14 protein-coding genes are annotated in these 14,454 nt (G+C 65.4%); 6 read left to right on the forward strand and 8 right to left on the reverse strand.

Features of this window, described 5'->3' with window-relative positions; genetic code table 11:
* Positions 1-378: 378 nt before the first annotated feature.
* From ACVBEQ_RS02350 to ACVBEQ_RS02365, 4 genes are all read right to left on the reverse strand, one after another.
* Entirely contained in the window at positions 379-831 is a 453-nt protein-coding gene (locus ACVBEQ_RS02350) for an ANTAR domain-containing protein (RefSeq protein WP_447151825.1), read from the reverse strand.
* A 1,375-nt stretch (positions 832-2,206) separates the two neighbouring features.
* Entirely contained in the window at positions 2,207-2,491 is a 285-nt protein-coding gene (locus ACVBEQ_RS02355) for an EAL domain-containing protein (RefSeq protein ID WP_447152158.1), read from the reverse strand.
* A gap of 263 nt (positions 2,492-2,754) precedes the next feature.
* Complete coding sequence (locus tag ACVBEQ_RS02360) at positions 2,755-4,221, reverse strand: VOC family protein (RefSeq protein ID WP_447151826.1); 1,467 nt, start codon at positions 4,219-4,221, stop codon at positions 2,755-2,757.
* A gap of 139 nt (positions 4,222-4,360) precedes the next feature.
* Positions 4,361-5,068: a TetR/AcrR family transcriptional regulator C-terminal domain-containing protein gene (locus tag ACVBEQ_RS02365; RefSeq protein ID WP_447151827.1), complete on the reverse strand. Its 708-nt coding sequence runs from the start codon at positions 5,066-5,068 to the stop codon at positions 4,361-4,363.
* Between the two features lie 218 nt (positions 5,069-5,286).
* Here ACVBEQ_RS02365 and ACVBEQ_RS02370 point away from each other — a divergent pair, with 218 nt between their 5' ends.
* The 3 genes from ACVBEQ_RS02370 to ACVBEQ_RS02380 all read left to right on the forward strand — a co-directional run bounded on the left by ACVBEQ_RS02370 (position 5,287) and on the right by ACVBEQ_RS02380 (position 7,528).
* Complete coding sequence (locus tag ACVBEQ_RS02370) at positions 5,287-5,574, forward strand: hypothetical protein (protein ID WP_447151828.1); 288 nt, start codon at positions 5,287-5,289, stop codon at positions 5,572-5,574.
* Positions 5,575-5,710: 136 nt separating this feature from the next.
* Positions 5,711-6,391, forward strand: coding sequence for an SAP domain-containing protein (locus tag ACVBEQ_RS02375; RefSeq protein WP_447151829.1), 681 nt, complete (start codon positions 5,711-5,713; stop codon positions 6,389-6,391).
* A gap of 372 nt (positions 6,392-6,763) precedes the next feature.
* The gene (locus ACVBEQ_RS02380) at positions 6,764-7,528 is read left to right on the forward strand and encodes an alpha/beta fold hydrolase (protein WP_447152159.1); all 765 of its coding nucleotides are present in this window, start codon (positions 6,764-6,766) and stop codon (positions 7,526-7,528) included.
* On the opposite strand, the gene ACVBEQ_RS02385 is transcribed toward ACVBEQ_RS02380, so the two are convergent.
* Together ACVBEQ_RS02385 and ACVBEQ_RS02390 are read right to left on the reverse strand one after the other, a co-directional pair.
* Positions 7,525-8,055 carry a hypothetical protein gene (locus ACVBEQ_RS02385; RefSeq protein ID WP_447151830.1) on the reverse strand — a complete coding sequence of 177 codons (531 nt, stop codon included), beginning with the start codon at positions 8,053-8,055 and terminating at the stop codon, positions 7,525-7,527. The two genes, ACVBEQ_RS02380 and ACVBEQ_RS02385, sit on opposite strands and share 4 nt — an antisense overlap.
* Before the next feature lie 510 nt (positions 8,056-8,565).
* Positions 8,566-8,796 (reverse strand): three-helix bundle dimerization domain-containing protein, encoded by a 231-nt coding sequence (locus tag ACVBEQ_RS02390; RefSeq protein ID WP_447151831.1) that lies wholly within the window; start codon positions 8,794-8,796, stop codon positions 8,566-8,568.
* A gap of 1,119 nt (positions 8,797-9,915) precedes the next feature.
* On the opposite strand from ACVBEQ_RS02390, the gene ACVBEQ_RS02395 reads away from it, so the two are divergent.
* Positions 9,916-10,698, forward strand: coding sequence for an ANTAR domain-containing protein (locus tag ACVBEQ_RS02395; RefSeq protein ID WP_447151832.1), 783 nt, complete (start codon positions 9,916-9,918; stop codon positions 10,696-10,698).
* On the forward strand, positions 10,698-11,462 hold the full coding sequence (locus tag ACVBEQ_RS02400; protein ID WP_447151833.1) for a GAF and ANTAR domain-containing protein: 765 nt from the start codon (positions 10,698-10,700) through the stop codon (positions 11,460-11,462). Before ACVBEQ_RS02395 ends, ACVBEQ_RS02400 begins: the two co-directional genes overlap by 1 nt.
* 496 nt (positions 11,463-11,958) lie before the next feature.
* Here the strand turns inward: ACVBEQ_RS02400 and ACVBEQ_RS02405 are convergent, their stop codons facing one another.
* A complete protein-coding gene (locus tag ACVBEQ_RS02405; RefSeq protein WP_447151834.1) occupies positions 11,959-12,408 on the reverse strand; it encodes a hypothetical protein in 450 nt (149 codons plus the stop codon).
* Positions 12,409-12,788: 380 nt separating this feature from the next.
* A complete protein-coding gene (locus ACVBEQ_RS02410) occupies positions 12,789-13,394 on the reverse strand; it encodes a hypothetical protein (protein ID WP_447151835.1) in 606 nt (201 codons plus the stop codon).
* 240 nt (positions 13,395-13,634) lie between these two features.
* On the opposite strand from ACVBEQ_RS02410, the gene ACVBEQ_RS02415 reads away from it, so the two are divergent.
* Entirely contained in the window at positions 13,635-14,378 is a 744-nt protein-coding gene (locus ACVBEQ_RS02415) for an ANTAR domain-containing protein (protein WP_447151836.1), read from the forward strand.
* Positions 14,379-14,454 lie beyond the last annotated feature (76 nt).

Here is a 14,454-nt window from a genome sequence, read left to right on the forward strand (position 1 = left end):
GCTGCTTGCGATAACCCCAACGACGTGCTCATGACGCTCGAACCTCTTTCCGGTGTTTCGTCGACCTGGTCGGTGCGGTTTCGGACGTGTCCTACGGTGTGGCCCCCGCACCGGGGGTGCGACCCCCGGTACAGGGGGCGGGGAAGCGCCGGACCGGCGGGAAAACCGTTCCGACGGGCGGCAGCGTCGCTCACATGGGCCGCGGGATGAGCCCGAGAAGCTGAACAAGTCAGTACGACAACGCGTTGTCCACCCCGGAACGCCCCATCAGGGGTGTCAACCCTGCAACGCCAACACGTGATCGGCGGAACCAACTGGCGTCGGGGCGTGCAAGACCAGGACTTGGTGAGGCGCTGGTTGATGTGCCGGTTTCGGCAGTCACCACACGAGCGGGCCGTCGTGGTGATTGTCGGGGCTGGGTTCCTGGTCGGCTTCCAAGAGTAGGAGTCCTCGCGCACCCCGAACGTACGCGGCCGCGAGATGCTTGACGTCGCGAATCGAGCCGACGATGACGACCACCGCTGACGGGTTCATGCCCAACAGCAGGTCGGTGGCCTCGGCCCCGTCAGTGTTGCCCCCGTCCACGCCGATCAGCACCAGGTCGGCTGGTCTGGCCGCGTATGCATCGACCAGCGCAAAACCATCTCGCACCACGGAAATGTCGACCAGGAGGGGCAGCGGTCGCAGCATCTCCGACAGACCCCGCGCAGCGTTGGGTCGATTGTCGTAGATCATCACGGAGGTCACCGGGCCGTTGTTGGCGATCAGGCAGATCCCGGTGAGTAATGCCCGGGCGGCCGCCGCGGTCGTGGTGTCGTCGTGTTGATGCATGTTGGTGATTCCTTTGGGAACTGAAGTCAAAAGGCGCCGGATGCATTGGGCTGTGGGACGACCACCCACCGCTGGCGGTTTCGCAACGGTGTTGGCCATGGCGACCTTATGAGGCCACGTGGAAGTGACGCGAAAGGAATTGGCATCTCGAGATGGCCGGTAATGCAAATATAGGCTGATAAATCTCCGGGTCTTGCAAGAACATTTCGAATGCGTTACAGACGACCCGTCTCAGCCGTCCGCGGTGGTTGTGCTCTCCACTTCAGCCGGTCGATCCACCGCGTTCAGCCCACGCAAACCTGCCCACTGCGCGGCTTTCGGTGCCTGTTGACGGGTGCCTTGCCGGCTTCAGATGGACCTATCGCAAACTATAGCGATGAAACGCACCAAGATGAAATGTTCAGTGCACTGGCCGGGCGGCAACCCGTTCGGGGTATTCAGGGCGGTAACTGAACGATGATGCTCGCAAGCTCTCAGTTACTAAAGCGAATGAGTCTCTTACCGAGCGTCACAATTTCTGGTATCCGATATACCGGGGGTGACAACGCATTCCTTTCGAAGTGTCGGGCAGTTTGTGGGGATCTGATCTGCCAACCGGGTTCTCAACGGACCGAATCACAAATGGTTCGCACGCTGTGTCATCGATGGAATCACGGCAACGGTTGTTGTTCGTCGTGCCGAATATTGACGTGTCGAGGACGAGTTCGGGGCTGGACACCACGAATAGCGGCACACCCCCCGAACGGCGGTGTGTGCTGCCCGGACGCTACGACGCGCGCTTCGATGCGCCGGCGGCGTTCATATCCCGCGCCTCGACCCCACGCCGCATGGGCAGACCCGCCGCCATTCCGGTTCCCCGCGACCCTCGTCGGGCTGGGATCGCGCCCACCCTGGGGTGAACCTCCTGACAGGTGCTCCGTAAGGCCAGGGCTCTCGGGACCCATTGCTCTTCGGTCCGATCCACGGTTGGTGTTCACGACATGCCCGGGAGATGGGTCCTGGGTCGGTGAGAGGAACGGATCGTGCCGCGGCGGACAGCTCGCCGGTTGAATCTTGCGGAGCACCCTCCTCCAGGGCCGGGCGGCCGGGATCAAGTACCTGTCGCACAAAGTTTCCGGCGAGCCACGCCCTGACTCTGGGGTGCTTGGGGGGAGGCGACCGCCGGCTCAGCGTCGGAGTACGGGGTTCAGGCTGGAAGCAGGCGGTGTAAGGGGGTGTAAGGGGTTCACCATGTACGTCGAGGACGTACCCTCACCACACGGCCGCCAGGATCACTCACCTGCACCGCCTGACCCTCGCCCGGAAGATCGCGGGGCGGCCCGGATCGCTCTGGTGGTCACCTTCTGCGCCGTCTGGAACAGACTGCGGCACTTACTCACTCATTGGCGGGCAACGAGTGCGGTTCGGGTTCGGGTGGCCGATAGTTCGGCGTTTCGTGTTCGAGTGCCCATGCCGCGTCCTGGGCAGTGAGAGGTTTGGCGAACAGGAATCCCTGTGCCCGGGTGCAGCCGAGGTCGAGCAGGGCGTCTGCGGCCAGCGTGGTTTCGACGCCTTCGGCGATTAGTTGTAGCCCGAAGGACCGGGCGAGGCCGACGATCGAGGTCACGATGGCCAGGTCGTCGGCGCTGACGCCGAGCTCGCGGACGAATCCTTGGTCGATCCTGAGGGTCTATCACCCAACACTCCGGTGAACCCGCACGGCCGCGGTGGCCCCGCACCACCTCGGGTTGCCGAACCGCATTCACCGACTCCGGCGAGGACACGTGTCCGCAGTGTCTGCCGCCTGCACGTTGTCGCCGCAGGCCGCCCGCGCGCATCGCTGAATGGTGCGCTACCGGCCGCGGTGATCGGCGCGCTGGCGTCCGCGCACGGCGCTGGTTCCTGTTGTGGGTGACCCGCACACGCCTGCCGGTCGACCCCGGCTCAGGAGTCCCGGGCGGAAAGTACGCAGAATTCGTTGCCTTCGGGGTCCGCCAGCACAGTCCAGGAGATCTCGGGACCCTGACCGACGTCCGCCCGGGTCGCCCCCAGGTCGAGCAGTCGCTGCATCTCGGTATCCCGGTCGTCTGTGGTATGCGGCGCGAGGTCGAGATGCAGCCGATTCTTGACGGTCTTGCCGTCCGCGACCCGGACGAAGACCAATCCTGGTGACACCTGCTCCCACGGTGTCGACCGGATCAATTCCAGTGTGGCGTGTTGCGGGACGAGGACGACTTCGTCATCGGATTCGTAGGCCTTCTTCCAACCAAGGACGTCAGCCCACCGATTGCCCTGCGCCCTGAGGTCACGACAGTCCATCACCGTGCTGTACCACCGAACTGCCATTACTTTTCTCTCCTCAGGACTCGACGGGTGACGCCATCCAAGACAGACGAGCACATCCGTCGCAGGCGGATTTCTCGCTGCTGATGTCGCAGTACTTAGCGGGACAGGACACGCCACAGGACCAGTTCCGCAGCTGGGCATCACCACCGGTCGATCGACCTCCTTTCGCCTGGCTCCTCCCGCTGTCGCCCGGTGGCGACGCAGCCTTCGCGCGAAGACCGTCCGCGCGACCACCGGTGGTGTTGCCTGCGGCGGTGCTCCCCGTTCGTCGTCGGTGTTGACGGGCAGGTCGCGGTGCGCCCCCAAATCACCGTCGAGGAGGTCCCGGGTCCGGCGGGACAGTGAGTGCGGGGTGAGCCGCTGCACCGGGAACGGGAGGTGGCCCCATTGGTCGATCGGCGGCAGCAACGGCACAAACGTTGTCGCTTGGTCGATTTGGCGTCTGGAGCGGCACAGGTGCGGCGACCGACCGGTCACCGCCTTCGCCTTCTTCAACGCCTCGGAGAGGTGCCGTTTGCCCGGCCTGGTTACCACCAGGTCCAGCACCCGCAGCCACCGGACTATGGCGCACGACCCACACAGCAGGGCGTCATCGCCCGGGAGAAGTGTCCAGGTCCCGGCTTTCGCAGAAATGGTCGCGGTCCCGCCGGTCACGATGATGTGGCCGGCGGTCACCGTGGCCAGGTGCTTGTACGGCACCCGCGCCAGTTGGGAGAGGACAAGCAGGCAGCGGTCCCGCCGGCCGAACATCCCCCGGGTCCACCCGTGCGACGGCAGGCCGCGCAGCGCGGCGGCAGCCCCCTCCGACGGTCCCTGTACGTCCTCCTCTTTCAGGGCGGGGCGGCTCAGCGCGGCCCGAACGACCGGGGTCTCTCCCGGCCGCGGGTGACCGGCAGCCAGGTGGTGGTAATCGATGCCGGCGACCCGCCGCCGCAGTGTGGCGGGCGCGGCGGGGCAGTCGGTGAGGAATGACAGCACGGCGTCGGGGTCCGCCGGCATCTCCCGCTCCCCCGTCACCTGGCACCAGTCGGTGAACAGTGCCCAGTCCCCCGCGTACGCCCGCACCGTCCCCGGCGACAACGCCTGCGGCGGGCAAACCTTGGCACTGGGGACCTCAGAGACCTAGGCGGGTCACAGCGTTGCCGACTAAGTAAGCCGCTTCTGTCCATGTAGGTGTCCACAGACTCAGCGAATAGCACCGTGGTCAGCACCCGTGGTTGATGCCGGCGAGTAGCAGGTTCAGGCCGTGCTCGAGTTCGGTGGCGCCGTCGTAGTTGCCGAGTTCGTTTTCCAGGCTTCGGATATGGGTGAAGTCGGTGGGTGGGAGCCGGCGGAGCCCGAGGCGGAGGAGGTCTTTGGATTCTTCGAGATCGGTGACCGTTTCCTGCAGCTCGTTCAGGACATACCCGTACAGCAGGGCGAAATAGGCCCGGTACAGGCGCAGCGCGGTGACCGAGGGGAATCCCGCGTCGATGAGGATCGCCAAAACCTGTTCCAGCGGACGCAAAGTGCCCAGCGGGCGCAGTCCCAGTGGCGTCGCGGGGGGCCTGGTCACCAGCAGCGGCACCACGTGGGGGTGGGCCAGGCACAGGCGCCGGAAGTTGTCCGCGGTGTGCCGCAGGTCGGCCTGCCAGTCCTTGCCGCCGGTGGGGATCACCAACTGGTCGAGGACGAACTCGGCGACCCCGTCCAGCAGCGCGGTCCGGTCGATGGCATGCCGGTACAGCGACATCGGGTCCCGGTCCAACTCCTTGCCCAGCCGGCGCATTGTCAGAGCGTCCAAACCGTCGCGGTCGACCACCGCCAGTGCGGCGGCGAAGATCACTTCCCGGCTCAGCGGCCGACGGCGGGTGCCTGAAGTACCACCGGACCCGGTCGGCGGGGGCGGTCGGTCGCTGCGCGATGTCCGCATAGGACCCCCCTGACGAGAATTGATGGTGCCGCACTGTGACCTGCGCAGCATCGGGCGGTTCGGGTTTCCTCCGGGCGGGTGCCCGCAGCTAGAATCTACAACGTAGACCTACAGGTGCCACAGCATCTTTGTCTGCCGACAGCGGCACCGACCCCGGATGCCGCGCCGCGCGTGGCCGATCGGCCGCGCACCCAACACACCCAGGAGTACCAACTCTCATGACCAGCACCGACACCACCGATACCAGCTACCGCGCCGGCAACAGCACCGCCCAGCGGTTGAGCACCGAGACCAAGGCCTCGACCAAGACCACCGAGTTCTTCGTGTTCCTCGCGGCCGTCGCCGCCGTCGTGATCACCGCCGTCATGGTCGGCCAGGACGAGAACACCGGCATCGACCCGTTCGGTGCCCTGGATGCAATCCAGTACATCACCTTCCTGAGCATCGGCTACATGGTCGCCCGTGGCCTGGCTAAGTCCGGTAGCCGCGAGAACTACAGCAACTGACCCAGCTTCATTCATCCCGCCGGCCCAACCGTGAACGGTTGCGCCGGCGGGATCACCCTTTCACCGACATCCGTTCGCCCGCACCGCACCTCACCCGAGATGACACAGAGTATCCGGTGTCCGCATAAGGAGTTTAATGACCATCAGCACCGATTCCTACACCGCCGCCGCCGGTCAGGCCCGGCAGGCAACGGAGAAGTCCGTCGACGTGTTCAAGAACGTGACGCAGCGCTTCACCGATCAGTTCGACGTGGCCCAGTTGCCCGCGGTCGATCTCACCCAGCCGGTCACCCGGTACTTCGAGTTTCTGCAGAAGGCGGTCGACGTCAACCGGGAGCTGGCCACCCAGTGGGTCGAACTGGTCAGCAACTTTTCTGGTTCGGTCCGTGAGCAGGCCCAGCAGATCGGCACCGTCGTGAACGAGCAGGCCGACACGGTCGCGGACCTGACCACCCGGCAGGCCGAGCAGGCCGAGCGGGCAGCCAAGGAGCAGGTCGAGCAGGCCCGGCGCGAGCAAGCCGAAGAAGCCGAAGAAGCAGAGAAGGCGAAGGCCCGCGAAGCCAAGCGCGTCGAACGGGAAGAAGCCCGCAGAGCCCAGCAGCAGGCCGAAGAAGCCGAAGAAGCAGAGAAGGCGAAGGCCCGCGAAGCCAAGCGCGTCGAACGGGAAGAAGCCCGCAAGGCCCGCGAGCAGGCCCGGGAAGCCTACGAAGGTCTGAGCAAGGCCGAACTGTCTGACAAGCTGGCCCAGCGTGGCCTGCCCAAGACGGGCAACATCGAGGACCTCATCGAGCGGCTCGTCAGCGCCGACAGCGAGTAACCCTCAACGCTTTTCCCACGACGCCGGTGCCGGCAGCCCAGTTGCTGCCGGGACCGGCGTCGATTGCGTTTCACCGCCAAGTGGGCGCTGGCGCAGACCTTGGCGCCGGCACCGGGTTCTTCACCGGCACGGTCGACCGACTTCTGCACATCGTCGAGGTACCGGGCCAGCGGCTGGGCCAAATCGATCGCCGGAACCTTCGCGAAGACGTTGGCGGCCACCGGGGCCGGACTGTCGGGAGCTTCGCAGTGCCCCAGGGACCGGTGAAACCCTCCCAGGGCCGGGCGGTGGACCAACAGCCGCCGGAGCCGCCTCCCGCTAGTCCGGTCTCAAACCTAAGCCCCCAACCCACCCGGCGAGGGACCGGAGTTGGTGCTGTTGCACGGCAACGCCTTTTACGCCGAAGATTTTGAACTGTGCGGGCTATTGGACCGGGCCGCCGAGGATTACCACGTCATCGCCTTCGACCGCCCTGGATTCGGCTACAGCGACCGGCCGACCTCAACCACCTGGACGCCGGAGGAGCAGGCCAAACTGATTCACAAGGCGCTGCACGCTTTGAACATCGAGCGTCCGCTCGTCGTCGGCCATTCATGGGGCACAATGGTGGCCTTGGCGATGGCACTCGATTATCCCGAATACGTGCGCGGCATCGGACTCATTTCAGGTTATTACTACCCGACCGCGCGCATCGACGCGCCGCTCGCCGCAATCCAGGCCACCCCGGTGCTGGGCCATGTCTTGCGATACACGGTAGCGCCGCTGCAAGGCCGCATGGCGTGGCCGCTGATCGTCAAGGGCATGTTCAGCCCGGCGCCGACGTCCGAGCGTTTCAAGCGGCTGCCGACGTGGATGACGTTGCGCCCTTCGCAACGGCGCGCCAGCGCCGCCGAGGGCGGCCTGATGGTGCCGGCCGCACGCCGGCTGTCACAACGCTACGCCGAACTGACCCTACCCATCGCAGTCATTGCCGGCGACAGCGACAAGGTTGTTTTCCCGAATGGCCAGGCGCGCCGCCTGCATACCGAACTCTCGCACAGCGACCTGGCGATGCAGCCGGGCGTGGGTCACATAGCGCATTACGGCGACCAGAGAGCGATCATCGCGGCGATAGGCAGGCTGCAGGCGGCGGCTTAAGTTGAGTACCTATCGGGCTCGACGCCGCCCTCGGTCAAGGCGACCCGATCGTCGTGTGATGCCGCGCGGTCGTCCTGCGCGTGATGGCGGTCAAGGTTGGCGTTTCGCCGCTCCGCCCAGTGGGTGCCATATTCCCCTTCAGGGTTCAGCATCTCGGCGCGGTCGGAATCGTTCTCCCGCTTCTTGGCCGCGGTGTCACGCGCGTTGGACACCGCGTCACGCTCGTCGGCTGCCTCGCTGATGTCCTTGGCCGCCTCCATCCGCTGGCCATGGGCGTCCTCCCACGCCTCGACGGCAGTTTCCCGGGCCTCGACGGCGGCCTCGCGATGCTCGAGGTCCGCGTCTGGTCCGGGAAGGCGTGAGTCGGATAGTTGACCGTGGTTCTTGTCCGATACGCCCATGACGAGAAGTGAAGCACGAACCCGCCCGGTGAGAAAGTCGGGTGGGTTGCCGCACGAACATCGCCGACCGGCCGGTCGCCAGCGGATGTTTCCAGCCAAGGATTCGTGCGGCGTCTCGGCGCCCACGCGGACGGACCCAGCCACGCCGACTTGCCGGCCGAACTTGGGATGTTGCGCGCCAACTGGTCTTACTGCCCAGGTTGGGCAGGCCAAGGGCGCATCGATGGTCACCGACGGACTCACCGCTCACGGCGTATTCGATCTGCTGCGGTTGCGCTCACGAACCGGAACGTGATGATCCGGCCATTACCGCAGGGTGACCAACCCGTTGTCCAGAAGCCGAATCAGCACGGTCGGCATGGCCGATTCGACCAGCTCCCGGACGAGATTGCTCCGCAGCCTGCAACCAGCCCGGCGCCGAACGGCCCCAACGACGCACCAGCGGGGATCGCCATTGCGCGGCGACGACCCGGATCAGCCCGGCTTGCGGTGCGCCACACGCTCAGAGCCGGGCCGCTTGACCGTCCGGGGTTCGTGGAACCGCAGGTCTGCAAGGGGTGCCCGGCACCGCACGACGCGCACGGCAACACGTTCAGTGCTTCATTGCCAACCCGCGTTGACCGAGCCCTGGGGCTGCTAGAGCCGCGACCCTCCGCGTATCGAGCAGGCTTCGAGGTGTCCTCTGAGCCGGTCCCGCGAGGTTTCCTCGACCAGCACGGGCACAAAATTCGGATTGGGATGATCCACGTACTGCCGGTAGCTATCAGAAACCACCCCGGTCACGACGAGAGGATCGACCGACGGGAACAGTGCCGATAACCGTTGCACCACACGATGTGTCGCCGCATTGCTGGTTCCCGGGTCCATCAGATGAGGGTATCGGTCGCGGCTGATGCACTGTCAATGACGCGAACGGGTCCGAACTGCGCCGTGCCCACGGACGAAGCGACAGCACCAACGACTATCACCGGCATCGCGCGGTAGCAGCAAACGAGCCGCGGGTAGACGGTCCGTCCGTCGCGGCGCCGCCGGCCAGCACGGGGTAGCCCGAACGGTTGTGCACAATTGGTGGATAACCGGTGGACAGATTCACCGAAAGCTCCCGAAGTGCACGGTCTTGGACAAGGACGGCAGCCGATCGGGCATTGCTGATTTAGCCCAATGGCTCATTTCCTGTTTCGCCGACGATGAGCGGTCCACTACGGAGAGCCGTCCCGCGAGAATTCGCCCGGTCACCTTGTGACCTCATCCTGGATACGGGCGTCCGCCACGATGTTTCTTCGCAGCTGCGGTCCGTTGGTGGGTCCGCAGGGGGTCGGTGGAGACCCGGGAGCGGTGGCGGGTTGGGGACCGCCGGGAAACAAGGCGCCCTGGAGGCACGCCGATCCATCACCCTGCTGCGCCGGTGCTGCCCGAGTCGCGGCAGCAGGTCGTTGATGTGTGCCTGTCCGTTCCACCTTCAAGGGCGAGAACCGCTTCGGTGGGCGCGTACAGGTCGGCGAAGCCGGTCGCCTCACTGAGCCCAGTGAAGTCAATCGGTCATCGCTACTACTCCGCCTGGGGGCGGCTTCGGTCGCCGCCTGCAAATATTCATGGGTCGACCGGACATGCCATTCACGACCGGCTCGTTGCCGTCACGAGTCACGGCCGGCCTTCGCGCCGAGCGTGCGGCCCAACCTCTTAATCCGAGAGCACGTCGGCTCAAGGGCACCAACGCTCAGGGAGCGACGACAGGCTCTCCGCGGACAGTCGGCACCGACCCACCGAACCGCGATACCCCATTCTGAGCGCCCTCACACGGCGTAGGCGCGGTGGTCCCCGCGACTCCAACAGCTGAGAGGACACCCGACGCGCGGCCGGACACCGCGGTGGCCGGGTCGTCACCCGCGACTGGCAATGGCTGATTCGGGACGTCGACGAACTCACTGCGACTCAAGAAGTCATGCCTAAGGACCAGAATGGTTAGCCGGCCGTTAGATTGAACCGGTGGCTGAGGGGTGGGATGTGGTGCGCGACGGGCTCACCGCGGCGGTCGGCGGGTCGGGCACGGCCCGCGCCGTGGCGAAACAACTGTGCTTGGCCTGCGTTGATCTACTCGGCATGCAGGGCGCCGGACTGTGGTTGGTGACCGGTGATTCAACAGGTCATTCACTGAGCCGGTGCGGTGTGGTGACCGCGTCGTTGGAGTGGTCGCAATTTTCCGCCGGCAAGGGTCCTTGTTGGGAGGCGGTCGAGACAGCAAGTTTCGTCACGGCCCCGGACCTCACGGGTGCTGACTCGGCGCGGTGGCCCGCTTTCACCGCCGCGGCCGCGGCTGGGGGCGTCCGGGCGGTCTTCGCGATGCCGGTCACCGTCGCGGGCGTCCCGATGGGGGCGTTGTACCTGTGTCGATCCCGGCCCGGCCGGCTGACCGGGCCCGCGCAGAGTGGCGCTTTTCTTGCCGGGGAGCTGGCCGCCTTGCCGCTGCTCGACCTGATCGCCGAGACCCGTTCCGTGGCAGTCGGATCACCCCCTTCGACCCGATCCGATATCGGGTGGCTGACCCGGTCGGAGGTGTATCAGGCGGTGGGGATGATCACCGCCCAGTTGGGCGTCCATCCGGCCGAGGCGATGTTGCGGTTGCGCGGGCACGCCTTCGCCCACGACCTGACCGTCAGCCAGGTCGCGTTCCAGATCATCGAGCGGCAGCTTCAGTTGGACGACGACGGCACCGGAACCGACGGCTGGCACGACTTGGACGGCTGGCCAGAATCAGGGGGTGGGCTTTGATGATCAAGAGCCGCGAACAGGACATCATCGACTCGTTCAGCAGCCTGACCGATCGGGTGGTCGGGAACATGGACGTGCTGGAGCTGACCGCTGAACTCGCTCAGGACTGCGCCCGGTTGCTCGACGTTGCCGCGGCCGGGCTACTGCTGGCCGACGCCGGCGGGGTGCTGCACCTGCTCGCCGCGACCTCCGAAGAGGCCCGCAATCTCGAGCTGTTCATGCTCCAACGCGACGAAGGACCCTGCCTTGACTGTTACCACACCGGTGAAGCGGTCAACGTCGCCGACCTGAGCACCCAGACAGCGCGGTGGCCCCGGTTCACGGCGGCCGCGGCCGACCAGGGCTTCGCTTCGGTACACGCCATCCCCATGCTGCTTCGCGGCGATACCCTAGGCGCTCTCGGTCTTTTCGGCACGACACCCGGCGCTCTCGGCGAAACCGATCTCGCATTGGCGCAGGGCCTTGCCCATGTTGCATCCATCGCGATCGTCCAATCCACCACACGCGCCGACCGGGACGAAGTACTTCCCGCCCTGCAGGCAGCGATCACCAGTCGCGCCGTCGTCGAAACAGCCAAGGGCGTCCTCGCCCATATCCACGGCATCACCATGCAAGAGGCGTTCACCGCGCTCCGTGACACCGCCCGGAAGTACAACCGGCAGCTCGCCGACATCGCCCGCGAGGTCATCGCGAACGCTCCGCCAACCTCTCGTCAATTGGGCAAGTCCAGCCCGGCATCGCCGGGACCGAAAAACGTGCCTTGAACACCCATCGTCAGGGGCGTGGACATGGCGCTCAGAAGCCGTCCTACGCGAAACACGAACCCACCACGCCCACACCCCGAAGTGGTCACCCGTGACGGGCGAACTTCCCATTAGCCGGATCGACGGTTATGTCATCGGCCGCGTCGACAGTGTCAGTTGTCGGCTCCTCCGCCGCGGTGGTACCGCATGCTGCGATTGCAACGCATCCCGCCGCAGTTCGTCCCGTTAGAATCGGTCGGCGGCGGCGATCGCGTTCAGGAACTGAGAGTCAGCGGACGGATTAGCTGCGGTCAGCAAGTTGAGCCGCCGCCGCCCCTGAACCAGACCTCGTCGGCGAGCACACAACAACTGGTTGGAGTCCTGTTCCAAGACACCGGTGGCGGGCGTCGCCGTACTCGCTTACGCGACACGGTCGGCTCCGACTGTCACGGTTCCCCCTGAAAGCTCGGCATCTTCTACGACCCCAAAAGCGTCACCCACCGACTCCAAGCGGGTACTACCGGAATACGGAATACTGCTTGGCTTGCCGCTGGAACAGCGTCGATCCCCACAACGTTGCGGCGATTCTCGGTCCTGCGGGTCGTGCCGTTGCGCCATGATCTCGTCGGAACCGCGGCAGCGACTTACCTGCCGGAGGTAATGACGGAGCTACGGCCAAGGTGAGGAACACACCAGGTATGCCGCTGTAAAACGCAATGCTTCCAGTGGTGGTGGCTGCGCCCAGCGGAGTCAGAGACAACAGCAGCGACCCGTGTACCGCGGCGGCTTCACCGACATCGCCGCCGCTGATGACGATTGGACAGTCAGCAACGTGCACCATCACCGTCAACCCGATGAAAGACGGTACCGCCACCCGAAGATGTCCGGCCAGGACGCTGACGGCCGCTGGCAGGTTCACGTCGGGATCATCGAGCGCGTCACTGAGCGCGGTGAGATCGTCGATCACCGTACGCGGAAGGCTCATACCGCCCCCTTTTGACGACCAAACTATGGCCGCTGACCGGATCTGTGACGGCAAGCGGAGCAAAAGCGAAGGCCCGCAACGTAATTCGGACCTACTCAGGGACCGCGTGACCTCACTGTACCCGTGGGCAACCAGCGGGCAAGACCACCACCGATAAAAGAGTCGACCATGGTGACTGTATTCACTCGGTTCAGAATTGCGGCGCCACGATGTGACATGGCTGTCCGCGCTTGACCGGTCGTGCATTCTGGAAGCAGGGTGTTCTGCGATTCCTGGGTTTGCCGGATGCTTCAGGCCCGGTCGGTTGAAGAAACAGCTGACCGGGCCGAACGCCATCCTGGTGAGGATGGGATCGATCTGCGCTACCCGCGGTGTTCGGTTCTGGCCCGCAGGTTGAGCAGCATCCGGCGCATCATCCAGATGTCCCCAAACTCCAGCAGCAGGGAAAATGCGATCGACGGTGAGAACCACCGGTACTTCGACCGCACCCTGCTGATCAGCCGAGTCGACCCATCGGGGTTCGCGTCCAACTGCCACGTCCAGGTGGTGTCGCCCGGGGTGCCCCAGATCATCGAATGCGGTGGGTCCAGGTCCAGCACCCGCATGCCTTGCTTCCCGTCCGGGCTCATCGGAACAACATCGCCAACTGCGATGTGTTGCAGTTCCGGGATGATCCGGGTGGCGCTACGCCGGCCGAGGTTGTCGAGCAGGTCGTAGCTGTACCAACCGGCTCTAGTCAGACCCACCTGGACGAGCCAGGGCCAGATCTCCGGTGGTGTCGCCCGGATCGTGACCGCCCGGGTCGCTTTGAACGTCGGCCGGGGCACGAGTTCGTCACCGGGCAGCGACCGCGCCACCTCCGCCGCTGTGGCGCCCCAGGTCAACTGCCACGGACGACACCACCTGACATACGCGGCGGCGACTGCCACCGCTAGCCCGGCCGCCGCCAAGACCTTTCGAAGCTTCATGTCGTTCCCGTCGACGATGCCAAGGTAGCAACGGGTGATCGGCGGCATCCGCCGGGGCGGCGCTCGCCACCCTGATTTGGCGACTCGGAGGAAGGTGAGGCTGGCCGTTCATCTGTGCAACAAATTCCCGCCGCGCTGCTCGACCCTGAAGATTGCCCAGCGTTGATGTTGCCAGCAGGCCTTTCCCGGGTACCGCCCTCGCAGTGACGTAGTACCCGATGAGGCGAAGGAAGGAGCTGGATGAACATTGTTCAGCGTTTCCGGGACGCGGTGCGTGCCGCATCCGTTTCTGTGGACACCGGGCCGGCGCGTTTACCGATCCGGTTGACCAAGGCCTGCGTACAGGTGCTGCCGGTGACCGGAGCCGGATTGGGCCTGTTCAGTGCCCCCACGATGCGGATCCCCATCGGTGCCAGCGACGACATCGCGGCGACCGCAGAACGGTTGCAGTTCACCGTCGCCGAAGGACCCTGTTTCGCCGCGAACCACACCCGGCAATCCGTGATAGCGCCCATCGCGGCGATCGCCCGGCGGTGGCCCCTGTTCCATGACCAACTGGTCACCCGAACCCCGATCCGCGGAACCTTGTCCTCCCCCTTGCCCGACGGCCTGCACAAGGTGGGGGTACTGGACCTATACGTGAACCACCCCGGAGACCTCGCCAGAATCAACCACGACCACGTAGCAGCCGTCGCCGGGGACATCGCTCATTATCTGACGGCGGAGCCGATATTCCCGAACTTCCGCAACGCCCCACCCTGGGACGGGCCGCTGTGGTTGACCAACCCGCAAGCCGGTGCCCGCGGCAACGTGATGTTGGCGATGGGGATGCTCAGCGTCGCCCTGGACCTGCGAATGGACGACGCACTGGCCGCGCTCCGGGCACATGCCTTCTCCCACAATCAAACCGTGGACACCACCGCATCCGACATCGTGCACCGCACCCTGCCCACCACCGCACTCGCCATCGACAGCACCACATGAAAGACCTCGCACGGTCAACCCATACGTACCACTGAGTTGCCGCGGGGCTGGGCGTCACCTGGAAGTGAGCACTGCT

This window comes from Nakamurella sp. GG22 (assembly GCF_052976845.2).